A 15,195-nucleotide genomic window follows, 5' to 3' on the forward strand; every position below is an offset into this window, starting at 1 on the left:
TTTCAAACTGTATTACTTTTATATTAAGCTGTTTTCTTTCTGTTAATCAACGAAATGAGTCCCCAGGCTGCAACATATGAAATTCCTGCGATAAAGAAAATAATATTGTAACCGCCATTGACATTTCCTGCCTTTTTGAATGTGTCCAAAACGATCCCGATGAACAATGGAAAAATAATTCCTGCCGCTGAACCGAGCATTCCGCCAAAACCAATGACAGAGCTGACATAGCTGTTGGGTAACTGGTCTCCGACCGTGGTCATAAGATTGGCTCCCCAACCCTGGTGTGCGGCTGTTGCAAAAGCAATGATAACCGTGATCATCCACATATTATCTACATATTTTGAGAACATGACCGGAACCACCATCAAAGCAAATAATAACATCGTAATACTTCTGGCCCTTCCGATGGCCCATCCTTTTTTGATCAGAAATGATGAGAGATATCCTCCACCAATACTTCCGATCGTGGTTCCGCTGTAAATAATAATCAATGGAAGGGATGGTTTTGTTAAATCCATTTTGAATACATCCGAAAAATACGCGGGCAGCCAGAACATAAAGAAATACCAGATAGGATCGGTTAACATTTTACCGATGGCAAATGACCATGTTACTTTATATTTCAGTAATTCCGATAAAGGAATTTTGGTTTTCTCTTCTGTCTTTTCAGCCTGATCACTTTTTATGTATTGCAGTTCTTCTTTGTTGAGATTTTTTGTTTTCTCCGGTACGGCATAGAATTTCCACCAAAGGACAATCCAAACCATACCCAAAGCACCAATCCATACAAAAGTCTGTCTCCAGCCGTAATGTCCGAGAATGAACGGAACCAATAACGGTGCTAAAATAGCTCCCACCGTCGCTCCTGAGTTAAAAATTCCCGTTGCCAGTGCTCTTTCTTTTTTGGGAAACCATTCAGCCACTGATTTGATGGCGGCAGGGAAATTTCCTGCTTCACTGATGCCTAAGGTACTTCTCGCAATGATAAACCCGATGGTACTTTTTACAAAACCGTGTCCTATCGAGGCCAAACTCCATACAATAAGGGAAACCGCATACCCGATTTTGGTTCCTACCCTGTCTATAAACCTTCCCATCGCCATATAACCGATGGCATAAGTCGTGGTAAAAGCCATTACAATATAACTGTAATCTTTTTCATCCCAGCTGAATTCTTTTTCCAGCACAGGTTTCAGCAAACCCATTACCTGACGGTCAAGGTAATTGATCGTAGTGGCGAGGAAGACAAGAGACAGCATCCACCATCTTATATTGCGGTTTTGAGGAGCCTGCATTTAGTTATGATTAAGTTGTTGTAATAAATTTTTTGTTTTCAGAGTCAATTCTTCTTCATTATTATCTTTTCCGATGAGAGAGCTTCCCAACCCTGCTGCTATGGCACCTCCATTGAGCCATTCTCTGATATCTTCAGTTTCAGCATGGATTCCTCCGGTTGGCATAAAATTCATTCCCGGAAAAACAGGTTGCACCGATTTGATGTAGTTCTTCCCTAAAGCATCTGCCGGGAATATTTTAACCAGAGTTAATCCATTCTGAAATGCAATATTGATATCGGAAGGGGTAAAGCAACCCGGAATCAGTAGGATGTTTTTTTCGAGAGCATGGTTTACCAATGCTTCACTGATGACAGGTGTAATGATGAAATCTGCTTTTACACTGGCATAATCATCCATTTCTTTTATGTTTTTTACCGTCCCGATTCCTAACAGAAGACCTGGAAATTCGATATGTGAAATTTCTTTCAGCTTAGTGAAATTTTCCAGTGCCTGATGGCCGCGGTTTGTGTATTCTATCACACGGATTCCTGCTTCGTATAAAGCTTTTATGATATTTTTTGAGACTTCAAACGATTCGTTATAAAACAACGGAACGATTTTCTGGTCTTTTATTTTTTGTACTATTTCACTCATAATGTTTCGATATTAATGCTTTCATTAATGGTATCTCCTTTTACAAAAAGCTTTTTAAAAGCAACTTTTGTCGCATCTTCCAGAACCTGCTGTTCAGGATTTCCTTTTAAAATTCCATGAATCAAAGCGGCCATGAAAGAATCACCGCTTCCTACCCTTTCTTCAATGGTATCTGAATTATATTTTTCTGAAATCAAAAGCTGTTCATCAGTAAATAAGGTGGCAAAGTAATTCACCTGTTCTCCGTTTGTAAAACGGAAGGTATTCGCAATTTTTTCCACATCCGGAAATTGCTTCCTGATTTCCAACGCTGTTTTTTCGGCTTGTTTCAGAAGGTTTTCATCATCAAATTTTCCGTTAAGCTCGTACTCAACAGGAATTTCCAGGAACTGCTCCACAGACCAGATATTTCCCATGAGAACATTCACAAAAGGCATCAGCTCTTTAATTTTGTGAGGATTCTGGTTTTGCCAAAGCAACGCTCTGTAATTCAGATCAAGAGAAACCGCAATATTTCTTGTTCTGGCTTCTTTCATGATCTGTAAACATTTACGGAATGCATTGTCACTCAAAGCCGGCGTAATGGTACTGATATGCAGCCATTTTACCTCTGAAAATATCTCATCATCACTAAAAGTTTCAAAACCCGATTGGGTAAAAACAGACGGAAAACGATCGTACACCACTGAGGCATTCTGCATATCTCCATCGGAAGAAAGATAAAATGTTCCTATTCTCCCTTGAGTTTTTTCTGCAAGGACTTCTATTCCTTTATTTTTAAGCTGGGATTCCAGCTGGTTTCCTACGAAATTTTCCGGCAAAGCTGATAATAATTTCACAGAATTCTTCCACTGGGAAAGTGCTGCTGCCACATTATATTCAGCTCCACCTATGTACATCTTAAGAGACTGCTCATTGAGCCAGTTTCCTTCGGAATCCGGGGCAAAGTGGAAAAGCAGTTCCCCAAAACATAGTATTTTAGCCGAATTCTGCATGGTATTAGATTTCAAAATAGTTTTTTGTATTGTGATAACAGATATCCTGAATGATTTTTCCGACCCATTTTTCATCATCGGGAAGAAGTCCTCTTTCTATTTCACTTCCGAACAGGTTGCACAGAAGCCTTCTGAAATAATCATGTCTTGAGAATGACAGCAGGCTTCGGGAATCGGTAAGCATCCCTACAAAAGTGCTGATCAGACCGATATTGGAAAGTGTATTCATCTGTTTTGTCATCCCGTCGAGCTGATCGAGAAACCACCAGGCTGCTCCAAACTGTACCTTGGATTTGATTCCTCCTTCGTTGAAGTTTCCGGCAAGGGATGCCAGAACTTCATTAAATGCCGGATTCAGATTGTAAATAATAGTTTTGGTCAGCTTTCCTTCCGTATTCAGCTCATCAAGCAAAACGCTCAATCTCTGTGCGTAATACGGTTCTCCAATGGCATCATACCCTGCATTGGCACCCATTTTCCTGAACATTTCTGAATTATTGTTTCGGGTTGCCCCTACGTGAAACTGCTGTACCCAGCCTTTTTCTGCATACATTTTACAAAGCTCTTTCAGCATATAGCCGCATAAAGCTTCAGGATCGGAAAATGTTGAGAGGTTGCCCTTCAGGAATTCGGAAAATTCTTTTTCAAGGCTATGGTTCCATTTCGTGGTATCCGGGAAATATTCAAACCCATGATCGGCCACTTTTGCTCCTGCTTCCACAAAATAATTGATTCTGCCCTGAAGTGCGTCCAGAAGATCAGAAGCTGATGTGATTGAAAACCCACAGACTTTTTCAAGCTTTTTAATTCCTGAAAGATACTGTTCGGGATTAATCATATTGATATAGGCATCCGGGCGGAAAGCCGGAAGAACAGCTGTTTTAAACCCACTGTGTTTTAAAGCTTTATGATGAACCAGATCATCAGCAGGATCATCTGTAGTACATAAGGCTTCTACTTTAAAATTTTCAATAATGGATTGTGGTAAAAAACCAGGTGTCTGCAGACTTTCATTCATCTGATGATACACGGCATCTGCATTATTGGGTGATAAATATTCGTTGATACTAAAAGGATTTTTGAGCTCCAGATGGGTCCAGTGAAACAGCGGGTTACGAAGGGTATAAGGCACTACTTCTGCCCATTTCCTGAATTTTTCCTGATCTGAAGCATTTCCGGAAATAAACTGTTCATCAATGCCGAAATTTCTCATGGCTCTCCATTTGTAATGGTCACCATCCAGCCAGATAGCGTTTGGAGAACGGAAGTTTTGATTGGCAGAAATAACATCCGGCTCAAGATGATTGTGATAATCAATAACCGGCATGTCTTTGGCATACCCGAAATACAGATTCTCTGCTTTTGCTGATTCAAGCAAAAACAATTCTCCGAAAACGTCTTTATTTTTAATGGAATTACTCATTATTTACTTTTACAATACTGGATTTTACTCTCTTTAAATATTTAAGAAAGTCGACATTTTAAAAACAGGGCCATGAATGAAACCATTAAGGCCCTGCTCACTGCATATGAAGAAATTAGTCTTTTATACTCCACTGAATGCGCTGAAGCCTCCGTCAACAGGAATCAGTGCTCCTGTGATAAAACTGGCGGCTTCTGAACACAGAAACTGTACAACACCGCTCAGCTCTTCCACTTCTCCAAATCTCTGCATGGGTGTTTTAGCCATTACTTTTTTACTTCTCTCCGTTAAGCTTCCATCCGGATTCAGAAGGATTGCACGGTTCTGGTCTCCAATGAAAAATCCTGGTGCCACAGCATTGACACGTATTTTATCTCCAAATTTCAATGCCAGATCAGAGGCCAGCCATTGGGTAAAATTGGTGATTGCTGATTTGGCTGCAGAATATCCGGCTACTCTCGTAATTGCAGAATAAGCGGCCATGGAAGAAATATTAATAATGTTTCCACTCCCCTGCTCTGCCATTACTTTTCCGAAAACATAGCTCGGGTAAACAGTTCCGTTGATATTAAGATCGGTAACCTCTGCCCATCCCTTCATATTCATATCAAAAAATGACTGTTCGGGAGATAAGGTTGCCGTCGGAATATTTCCCCCGGCTATATTGAGCAGAATGTCAATGCTGCCATACTTTTCTTTTATTTTTACTACAGCAGCTTCAAGGCTTTCAATATTCATCACATTGGCTTCTACAGCGAGTGCCTCACCTCCTAAATCCGTAAGTTCTTTTACCCGGGCATCCAATGTTTCCTGGTTTCTTCCCAGTGCGACAACTTTTGCTCCAGCTTCTATAAAACTTTTGGCGAGGCTGCCTCCCAAAACGCCCGAAGCCCCTGTGATGACTGCTACTTTGTTTTTAATACTAAACAGGTCTTTCATTTTACTTTTTATTATTTATTACAAACGCAGTTTAATTTTTCTGTAATTCCGACTGTACTGCGGCCATTACTCCTTCAATTTGACCCAATGCCAGCATTCTTCCTAAAAATGAATAGCCTGGGTTATAACCTTTGTCAATATCTTCTGTTAAAAGTCTTCCGTGATCAATTCTCATCGGAAGATCAGGGTTTTCTTTTTCGAATACACGGATTACTTCAATGAGCTTTCCTCTTCCTCCCAGGTGATGAGCTTCGATAAAATCACCGTTTTCAAAGACATTTGTACTTCTCAGGTGAACGAATTTTGTCCGGTGGGCAAATTTCTGAGCCAGTTTAGGAACATCATTCTGAGGGTTGGCACTTAAAGAACCGGCACAGAACGTCAATCCGTTGTGAGGGTTATCAACAGCTTTCAGAAGCCAGTCGATATCTTCTTCATTGGTTACTATTCTTGGTAAGCCCAATAGTGAAAACGGAGGGTCATCAGGATGTACGCACATCTGAATATTCCATTTTTCACAGACAGGCATTATTTTTTCAAGGAAATATTTCATGTTCTGGCGTAATCTGTCTTTATCGATTCCATCATATAACGCCAATAAACTTTTGAATTTTTCTACAGGATTCAATTCACCTTCTTTGATATTTCCATTCACGAATCCCTGTGTTTTTACAATGACTGAATCTATCAGGTCATTGTTATCTTTTTCCGTTAAGGAATTTTTTAATTCTTCTACCTTCTGAAGGATTTCTGCATTATAATCGCTTTTGGCTCCTTCTCTTTGAAGAATATGAATTTCGAAGTACGCAAACTTGGCTTTGTTAAAATAAAGTGAGGACGAACCGTCTTCCCACTCGTGAAAGAGGTCGGTTCTTGCCCAGTCGAGAACAGGCATAAAGTTGTAGCAAACTGTTGTAACCCCTGCTTTACCCAGATTTTCAAGGCTTGTGATATAATTTTCTATTAAAGAGTCACGGTCTTCACCCCCGTATTTGATGGCTTCACTCACGGGAAGACTTTCCACAACAGACCAGCGAAGTCCGTGGCTTTCTATATAGTTCTTATAATCATTGATGACCTCCAGATTCCAGATTTCTCCGTTTGGGATATCATGCAGTGCGGAAACAATTCCTTCTACTCCGATCTGACGGAGCGTGTTGAGTTTTATTTTGTCTTTTTTGCCAAACCAACGCCAGGTTTTTTCCATAATTTTTAAAATTTAACTCAGTTAAACAAAGCAGGTGCTTTCACACCTACTCTGTTACTGATATGAATGTAGAATAAAATTTAAATTAGTATCCGGGATTCTGATATTTTGCCTTAATATCTGCAGATACTTCCATAGCATCCAGCTGTCCCTGAGGGATAGGTCTCAGATAATGGAAAGGTTGTATGGTCCTGGTAACTGTTTGTGGCGCATGATTTCCATAATTTGCTCCCCCAATGGAGTATGATGCAGCCTTATCTGCCCAGGTCTGGGTTCTTACCAAATCATACCATCTGTAGCCTTCGCCAAAATATTCTCTGGATCTTTCTGCCAAGATGTAATCAATCGTTATAGTTGATGGTGTCGCTGCGATCATAGCAGCGCTGTTATCCTGTATTTTTGTCACATTTCCGTTATTATCCCAACGCCATTTTCCTGCTCTTGCACGGATCACATTAATTAAATCTCTGGCAGATACTGCACCGGAAGCTCCTTTTACAGCCGCTTCTGCTGCAATGAAATACAGCTCGGAGAATTTTGCGGCATAGAAAGGACGTGTATGACTCGGATTCGGATAGCCTAACCCATTTCCGTTATCTGTTCTGTAAGGACCAATTTTCCAGATCCCAGGATATACGATTCTGCTGATTCCGCTAGGGGCAATTACCCAGTCGGCTCTTCCCGGCAGTGTACCGGCACCGATTCCGCTTTGGCCTGCATTGGTTGGATACGTCGGAGTTTGAGAATCATCATTTAAAAAGGTTAAAACCGGAGCATTAGGCTGTATCGGAAGGTTATTGGCATTATAAAGCGTCCCTACATTGGTAAGCCCGGTTCCTTCTTTATCCCAGTTACCACGGTATACTGTTGTAAATGTCCCGTCATATCTTGAATCATTGGTTTTATCTGAGAATGTATTTTTAATGACTTCGATGGTAGGAGCCATTCTTACCCAAGGTCTTCCGAGCGGCTGGAAAGCTGCACGCTGTACAGAGCTTGCCGGCGTCCATGTTGTTGCAGAGGTACTGCTTTTAAGATTGGTATAGTTCCATGTCATCATCCAGGATGCGAAATTATTGGGTGACCATCCATCTCCATAGCTTGCCTGAATTACCCCTTCATTGAAATAGGCACTGGTTTCTGTATGGTCTGCATACAGCATACATTCACTATTACGGTCATTTGATCCTAAATTAACGTCATAGTAAGTTGGCTGCAACGCGTAAGGTCCGGGATTATTAATGGCTGCTAAAGCAACGTCATAAGCCTGTTGAAAGTACCATTGTGCATTGTGGCCATCTGGATCCGTGCGAGGAGTGTCAGGGTATGTCGGGATGCTGTTAGGATTTTGCAGCCACCATCCATAAGTTAAGTAGGCTTTTGCCAAATATAAACGGGCTACATTTTTGGTCACTCCACCTTTTACCCGCGGGCTGGCAGGAAGATTTTCCACAGCTTTAACTAAATCCGGGAATATTGCCTTAGTATATACTTCCGTAACTGTATTTCTAACCGAAGTCGTTTTCGGATTGATATTGAAAGCCAATTCACCGGACCCAAGATCAAGAGGTACACCTCCGTAGGTCTGCACTAAGAGGAAATAATAGAATGAGCGGAAAAATCTTGCTTCCGAAATCAGTGATTCTGCTATACCTGCCCCGGATCCGTTCTGGATAATTCCATTTGCAGTATTAATCGATGGAAATACAGAACCCCATACCATACTTGTAGGAAAGGTGTTGGAATTGATGCTGCCTGCACCCCCCGTCATATCAAGATCCTTAAAATTACCGTCTGCACTCTGTCCCCAGGTAGCTTCATCTGTACCAGTCATATTGGCATTTAACCAGTAACCGTTTCCGTAAAGCAATCTCAACTGTCTGTATAAAGACGTAACCCCTTGTGATATTCCTCTTTCCGTTGTAAAGTCTTCCGGAGTATAAATTCCTCTTGGTTGTTCATCCAATATCTCATTACAACCTGTAGTTGTAAATGCTACTGAAGCTAGAAATAAAGCAGCAATGAATTTTTTATTTAGATTGATCATGATTTCTGATTTTTAAAAGGTTAGATTTAGCCCCATCATATAATTTCTCGTAGACGGGTTGTTTGTACCTATAATAAGCTGATTGGCCTTATATGAGTTCACAGCCTGATTTTCATTACCTCTTGAATTGGGTTCCGGATCCATGCCAGAATGTCTGTAATAAGGAGAGCCAAATACAAACGGATTCTGTACTGTCACATATAGCCTAAGATTACTAACTCCTAAATTTTCCAGAACATTTTTATTAAAATTATATCCCAGGGTAATCGTTCTGATCTTCACAAAAGATGCATCAAACAAAGCAAGAGTTGAGGCATATTTAGGATTATCCCCACTTAATAAACCACCTGGTTTCGGGTATCTTACATCAGGATTTTCCTCGGTCCAGTAATCTACATCGACGTTGTTTCCTCTACCTGTTAATCTGTTAAGGTAACCTGCTGAACCATAAATAGAACTGATCAGTACTCCACCTTTCTGGAAAGCCCCTACAATGCTTAAATCTATATTTTTATAAGCGAGTCTTGTATTGAAACCACCGATGAAATCAGGATTGGTGTTGATGATCTGTCTGTCGGCTTCATTGATTGCTCTCTTTGGTGAACCATCGGCATTGTATTCTCCGGTGTATAATACTTTGATCATTCCCGGTGCCGCACCAACCTGTGGCTCCAGAATATTCAAATACGGATCTCCCTGCTGCCAGAGGCCAATGTATTGATAATCGTACAAGGCATTAATGTTATACCCTACAAACCATAAATTGTTCACGTTTCTATCCATCCCGGAAGCAAGGGCTGTAATTTTATTTCTGTTGGCAGATAAGTTACCTCCTACTTCCCAGCTGAAACCATCAGGATTATCAATCACCACTGCATTAAGTGATATCTCTAAACCTTTATTCTGAGAGGCACCAACATTCTCGGTAACGGAACCTAATCCACTGGATGCAGGTAAGCCTTTGCTCAGCAATAATTTTTCTGTATTGGTCACATAATATTCTACCGTACCTGTTATTCTCTTGTTAAAAATCGAAAAATCTAAACCATAGTTCCAGGTTTTCGAAAATTCCCATCCTAAAGACGCATTTGGAGCCGAACTCACATAGTTACCTATAACATTAGTTCCTCCAAAATTGTATGGTGTAGTACTTAAACTACCAAAAGTGGTGTACGGAGCAATAGCCTGATTGGATGTTTGACCGAAGCCGGCACGTAACTTTAACATATTAATGTATTTCGAATCTCGCAGGAAGCTTTCATTGGCTACATTCCACCCTATCGAAACTGCCGGGTAAGTATGCCACTGATGCCCTTTTGCCAATACCGAAGCACCGTCTGATCTTACTGTTGCCGTCAACATGTAACGGTTATCGTATTGATACATTGCTCTTCCCATGAAAGACATCAGACCTCTTCTCCAATATCCCTGGTTGTTAGGATCTATGGTTATTTCACCTTGTGCATGGCCTAAATTGAAATACTGGAAAGCATCAATAGGCACATCGCGGGCAGCAATCGATGAGCTGTTAAATCTTGTCTGCTCAGCTGAATATAATGCTGTTGCACTAATTTTATGCTTACCAAAACTTCTGTCATAGGTTAAAAGGTTTTCCAAAACCCATTGTGTGGTCAGAGAATTGCTTATGCTTGCTGAAGATAAAGTAGCTGCCTGATAATTTAATGCCCCTGTTCCCAGATAGTAGCCACTGTTTGAGTTTCTGTAGGTTAAGCCAACGTTTAATCTGTATTTAAGACCTTCAACCCCTGGAATTTTAATTTCTCCATACAAGTTGTTATAAGAACTGAAAGCATTGGTACGGTCTGCATAAGCATCACCCAGCCCTTCCAGAATTGATCTTGTTTGCAGAGCCGTCTGGTCAACGTTTGCAAATGTTGTTCTTAATCTTGGTGATCCGTCTGCAAGATAGGGACTTACCAATGGTGAATACCCTAAAACAGGTGCCCCGCTTACTCCATTAAAATCATTCACCGAAAAATTGGAATTCGTTGAAAACCCAACTTTTAACCATGAATTAATTTCCTGGTCCAGAGCTCCTCGTATGGAAAGCCTTTTATATTTTTGCAAAGGAACCACACCATTTTGCTGAAAATAGGCAACACCGAAATTATACCCTCCTTTTTCCGTTCCGCCTGTAACTGCAACATCATGATTCATCATCAATCCAACACCATAATATTGATCCTGCCAATCGGTATCTGTTCCGTTAACCTCATCCGGACCGTTGGTAAAGAGGTTAGCATCCGCTCTTAGTTTTGCAAGCTTAGGACCATCCATTATCGGATATTTAGAAAACAAAGTCTGAAATCCTGTGTATGCATTATATGAAAATCTCGGTCTTTGGCCTTTTCCTCCCCTGTTGGTAGTAATGATAATAACTCCATTGGCACCACGGGAACCATAAATAGCAGTAGCGGAAGCATCTTTAAGAACATCCAAGGTTTTAATGTCTGACGGACTTATATCTCCTAAAGATCCAACGAACGGAATACCGTCCAGTACAATCAGAGGATCGTTGGACCCTGTTAAAGAACGTTCACCTCTGATACGAATCTGCTGCACAGCTCCCGGTTTTGTTGAAGTCCTTCCAATATCGACACCGGGAAGGCGGCCCTGAATGGCTTCTGTAATATTGGCGGAAGGTACTTCTTTTATAGCACTGCCGCTTAATGAAGCAACAGATCCTGTAACAGCTTCTTTTTTCTGCGTACCATATCCGATTACGACAACTTCTTCTATTTTATTTTCTTTAGCTACCGTATCTTTTTTAACCTGTGAATATGCTATGCCGGAAGGCAATAAAGTCATTGCAAAAAATAATGCCGCCCTATTGCTTTTATTGAAATAAAATCGGTTCATAATTATTATTTTTAGTTTAGTTGTTGAATAAAAGGCTGTTTAATAATTATAGAGTATAAAAATCCTTAGTGTTTATGAGCCTTTTATTTTTTTATTATATGTACATATTCACGATAGCTTCAAACAATTCCTGTTTTCCGCTTTTTGGCTGTGGTTCGCCGATTTCGTGAGCTATTCTCTGAAGATCTTCCAGGGTAAGCGTACCCTCCTCGAATGCTTTTCCGTTTCCGTTATCAAAAGAAGCGTAACGATCTGTTCTCAGTTTTTTGTAATCTGAATTTTCAAGAATATCCGCTGCTGCAAGAAGGCCTTTGGCGAATACATCCATTCCTGAAATGTGGGAAATAAATAAATCTTCAGCATCAATAGAATTTCTTCTGATCTTCGCATCGAAATTGACTCCGCCATTTCCTAATCCTCCTGCCGGAAGAAGCACCAACCAAGCCTGAACCATATCATAATAATCGATCGGTAACTGATCGGTATCCCAGCCATTCTGATAATCCCCTCTGTTGGCATCAATACTTCCTAAAAGCCCTGCATCTACCGCAGCCTGAAGTTCGTGCTCGAAGGTATGACCTGCCAATGTAGCGTGGTTAACCTCGATATTTAATTTAAAATCTTTATCCAATCCGTAATGTCTCAGGAAGCCAATCACTGTTTCTGAATCGTAATCGTACTGGTGCTTGGTAGGCTCCATCGGTTTTGGCTCGATCAGGAAAGTTCCTTTAAAACCTTGCTGACGTGCATAGTCTCTTGACATGGAAAGGAAACGGGCCAGATGATCTTTTTCACGCTTCATATCGGTATTTAAAAGGCTCATATATCCTTCTCTTCCACCCCAGAACACGTAATTTTCACCTCCCAATGCTATCGTAGCATCTATTGAGTTTTTCACCTGTGTTCCTGCGCAGGCTACCACATCAAAATTTGGGTTGGTAGAAGCACCGTTCATGTATCTTTCATGAGTAAAAACATTCGCTGTTCCCCATAAAAGCTTAATTCCTGTTTCCTGCTGCTTTTGTTTTGCATAGTCCACAATGGTCTGCAAATTCTTCTCATAGTCTTTCCAGTTATTGGCAGGGTCTACCAGGTCGATATCATGGAAGCAGTAATAATTGAAGCCCATTTTGGACATGAATTCAAAACCTGCATCCATTTTGTGCATTGCTCTGGTTACTGGATCATTTCCTATATCCCATGGGTGGTGGATGGTAGGTCCTCCGAACGGATCACTTCCGTTGGCACATAGGGTGTGCCACCATGCCATTGCAAATCTGGTCCAGTCTTTCATAGGTTTTCCCATCACGATCTTTTCCGCATCATAATAGCGGAATGCCAACGGGTTCTTGCTCTCCTTCCCCTCAAACTTAATTTTTTCAATACCCGTAAAAAACTCTTTTGTACCTGTTAAAGTGTTCATATTTATTTGATTATTTTTAATTTGTTTTTAATTTTTTGCGTAGAGATACCCTTCTCACTGATCCTTAAAAGTCAGTAAGAGGATGAAAAATACTGTTGTAATTGTCCTAGATTATTTCGTTAAGATGATGTTTCCATCTGGCATAAGCTTCTAAATATTGTTCTTGTTTTTCGTGTTCAGACTCTATCACCGCTATTTTTTCAAGTGAAGAAAATGCTTCTCCGGAATCCGAATAAAATCCTATTCCCATTCCGGCAGCTCTTGCCGCTCCTACCGCTCCGTCGGTATCATAAAGTTCAATAACCGCATTGCTGACACTGGATAGCGACTGGCGAAAAATTGAACTTAAAAACATATTGGCATTTCCTGCACGTATCACCTGGATATCCATTCCGATATTTCTCATGATATCCATTCCGTATTCGTAAGAGAATACAATACCTTCCTGCGCCGCACGCAGAATATCTCCCTTAGAATGTATATTGAAATTAATTCCGTGAATGGAACAGCTTGTATCTTTATTTTCCAGCACTCTTTCTGCTCCGTTTCCGAAAGGAATAATGCTTAATCCTTTTGAACCGATAGGCGAAAGTGAGGCCATATCATTCATATCTCCGTAAGAAGAAAGTGAGGTGGCAAAATTATGCTTCAGCCAGGAATTCAAAATACCGGTTCCGTTGATGCACAGTAAAACTCCCAGCCTGATCTGCTCCGGTGTATAATTGACATGGGCAAATGTATTGACTCTTGATAATTTATCATACTCTAACTGGTCCAAAACTCCGTATACTACTCCCGAAGTTCCCGCTGTAGAAGCAATTTCGCCCGGATTAAAGACATTCAGGGAAAGCGCATTGTTGGGCTGGTCACCTGCCCTGTATGAAATGGGAGTACCTTCTTTTAAGCCTAATTCTTCAGCTGCGATTCTGGAAACTGTTGCCTGAATACCAAATGTAGGGACGATTTCAGGGAAAAAGCTTTTCGGAATTCCATAGTAATTAATGATATCTTCCGAAATACAATTGTTTTTGAAATCCCAGAAGATCCCTTCTGACAATCCTTCAATGGTCATTCCTATCTGCCCCGAAAGCCTCATGGCAATATAGTCTCCCGGAAGCATAATTTTGTCTATCTTTTCAAAAATTTCAGGTTCATTTTCTTTTACCCATGCCAGCTTTGAAGCTGTAAAGTTTCCCGGTGAATTCAACAGATGAGAAAGACATTTTTCTTCTCCTATGGTTTTGAAAGCTTTTTCACCATAAGGCACAGCACGGCTGTCGCACCAGATAATGGACGGTCTTAATAGATTCTGATCCTTATCTACCAGAATCAAACCATGCATCTGCCAGGTAATTCCGATTCCTTTAATATCTTCAGCATGTACTCCGGATTCATGCATAACAGCTTCATGTGCCAACTTCAGATTGATCCACCAGTCGACCGGATTTTGCTCTGCCCATCCGGGATTGATAGCAGTGATTTTCATTTCTTTTTTGGGAGAAAATTCAGAAGCAATCACTTTTCCACTGGATGCCTCGATGAGACAAACTTTCACAGAAGAACTGCCAATGTCATAGCCTAGTAAGTACATAATTTTATGAAGGGGGTTATTTTATAAGTTTTGTATTGTTTTTCTTGTAAATCTTAGCGTCAAATCTGTAATATCTTGCCGCACGGTGTGATACATCTTTTTGAATTTCATCCAAGGGAACAATATAGGGGAATGAAGATATTTTTTTATGAAAATTCTTTATATCAATATTCTTTTCATTTAAGGCGCTGTAAAGCTGATAGAGCTGTCTTATGGTGAATCTTTTCGGCAGCAGCTCAAAAATAATAGAGAAATCGGATTCAATCCATTTTCTGATCTCCATTAATGATTCATTGATGATTTTGTTATGATCAAAAGGCAGTACCGGAACTTCATCTACAGGATACCAGTCTACGGTATCATATTTTGTACTGTTGATTTTGTGATCTATTTTACAAAGGGAAAGGTAGGCCACTGTAATGATCCTGTCTATATGATGTTTATATTCCTGATCCATCCATTTGATATCATGTGCATTGCTTGCCCTCATAGGATCTGCAAAGCATTTGAACTGTTTGAGAACCATTTTTTTAATCCCTGTAAGTTCATGAAGTACTCTTTGTGCGGCATCATCTACATCTTCATCACTGAAAATCAAGCTGCCTGGAAGTTTAATTTGTTTTTCCAATGGTACATCATCTACATGGCGCTGTACTAATAATATATTCAACCGGTTTTCATGGTCAAATCCAAAGACAACACAATCTACAGAGACATAGGTATGAATAAAGTTCTGATTCATTAGTTTGTTAACAT

At 40.4% G+C, this 15,195-nt stretch carries 11 protein-coding genes; all 11 read right to left on the bottom strand.

Going from position 1 to position 15,195, the window contains the following annotated elements:
• Positions 1-23: 23 nt before the first annotated feature.
• Positions 24-1,298, bottom strand: coding sequence for an MFS transporter (locus BUB03_RS01485; protein WP_073059757.1), 1,275 nt, complete (start codon positions 1,296-1,298; stop codon positions 24-26).
• A complete protein-coding gene (locus tag BUB03_RS01490) occupies positions 1,299-1,934 on the bottom strand; it encodes a bifunctional 4-hydroxy-2-oxoglutarate aldolase/2-dehydro-3-deoxy-phosphogluconate aldolase (RefSeq protein ID WP_073059759.1) in 636 nt (211 codons plus the stop codon).
• Positions 1,931-2,944: a sugar kinase gene (locus BUB03_RS01495; protein WP_228417733.1), complete on the bottom strand. Its 1,014-nt coding sequence runs from the start codon at positions 2,942-2,944 to the stop codon at positions 1,931-1,933. Before BUB03_RS01495 ends, BUB03_RS01490 begins: the two co-directional genes overlap by 4 nt.
• On the bottom strand, positions 2,934-4,352 hold the full coding sequence (gene uxaC, locus BUB03_RS01500) for a glucuronate isomerase (protein ID WP_073059763.1): 1,419 nt from the start codon (positions 4,350-4,352) through the stop codon (positions 2,934-2,936). Before uxaC ends, BUB03_RS01495 begins: the two co-directional genes overlap by 11 nt.
• A gap of 123 nt (positions 4,353-4,475) precedes the next feature.
• Positions 4,476-5,291, bottom strand: a complete 816-nt coding sequence (locus tag BUB03_RS01505; protein ID WP_073059765.1) for an SDR family oxidoreductase — start codon at positions 5,289-5,291, stop codon at positions 4,476-4,478.
• A gap of 31 nt (positions 5,292-5,322) precedes the next feature.
• Complete coding sequence (gene uxuA, locus BUB03_RS01510; RefSeq protein ID WP_073059767.1) at positions 5,323-6,498, bottom strand: mannonate dehydratase; 1,176 nt, start codon at positions 6,496-6,498, stop codon at positions 5,323-5,325.
• Between the two features lie 85 nt (positions 6,499-6,583).
• Positions 6,584-8,545, bottom strand: coding sequence for a RagB/SusD family nutrient uptake outer membrane protein (locus BUB03_RS01515; protein WP_040994515.1), 1,962 nt, complete (start codon positions 8,543-8,545; stop codon positions 6,584-6,586).
• 12 nt (positions 8,546-8,557) lie between these two features.
• Positions 8,558-11,425, bottom strand: coding sequence for a SusC/RagA family TonB-linked outer membrane protein (locus BUB03_RS01520; protein ID WP_073059769.1), 2,868 nt, complete (start codon positions 11,423-11,425; stop codon positions 8,558-8,560).
• A 94-nt stretch (positions 11,426-11,519) separates the two neighbouring features.
• Positions 11,520-12,848, bottom strand: coding sequence for a xylose isomerase (gene xylA / locus BUB03_RS01525; RefSeq protein ID WP_073059770.1), 1,329 nt, complete (start codon positions 12,846-12,848; stop codon positions 11,520-11,522).
• Positions 12,849-12,954: 106 nt separating this feature from the next.
• Positions 12,955-14,439: a xylulokinase gene (locus tag BUB03_RS01530; RefSeq protein WP_073059772.1), complete on the bottom strand. Its 1,485-nt coding sequence runs from the start codon at positions 14,437-14,439 to the stop codon at positions 12,955-12,957.
• 16 nt (positions 14,440-14,455) lie between these two features.
• Positions 14,456-15,181, bottom strand: a complete 726-nt coding sequence (locus tag BUB03_RS01535; protein ID WP_040994509.1) for an NUDIX hydrolase — start codon at positions 15,179-15,181, stop codon at positions 14,456-14,458.
• Between the last annotated feature and the right edge of the window lie 14 nt (positions 15,182-15,195).

Source organism: Chryseobacterium oranimense, assembly GCF_900129755.1.
GTDB lineage: Bacteria > Bacteroidota > Bacteroidia > Flavobacteriales > Weeksellaceae > Chryseobacterium > Chryseobacterium oranimense.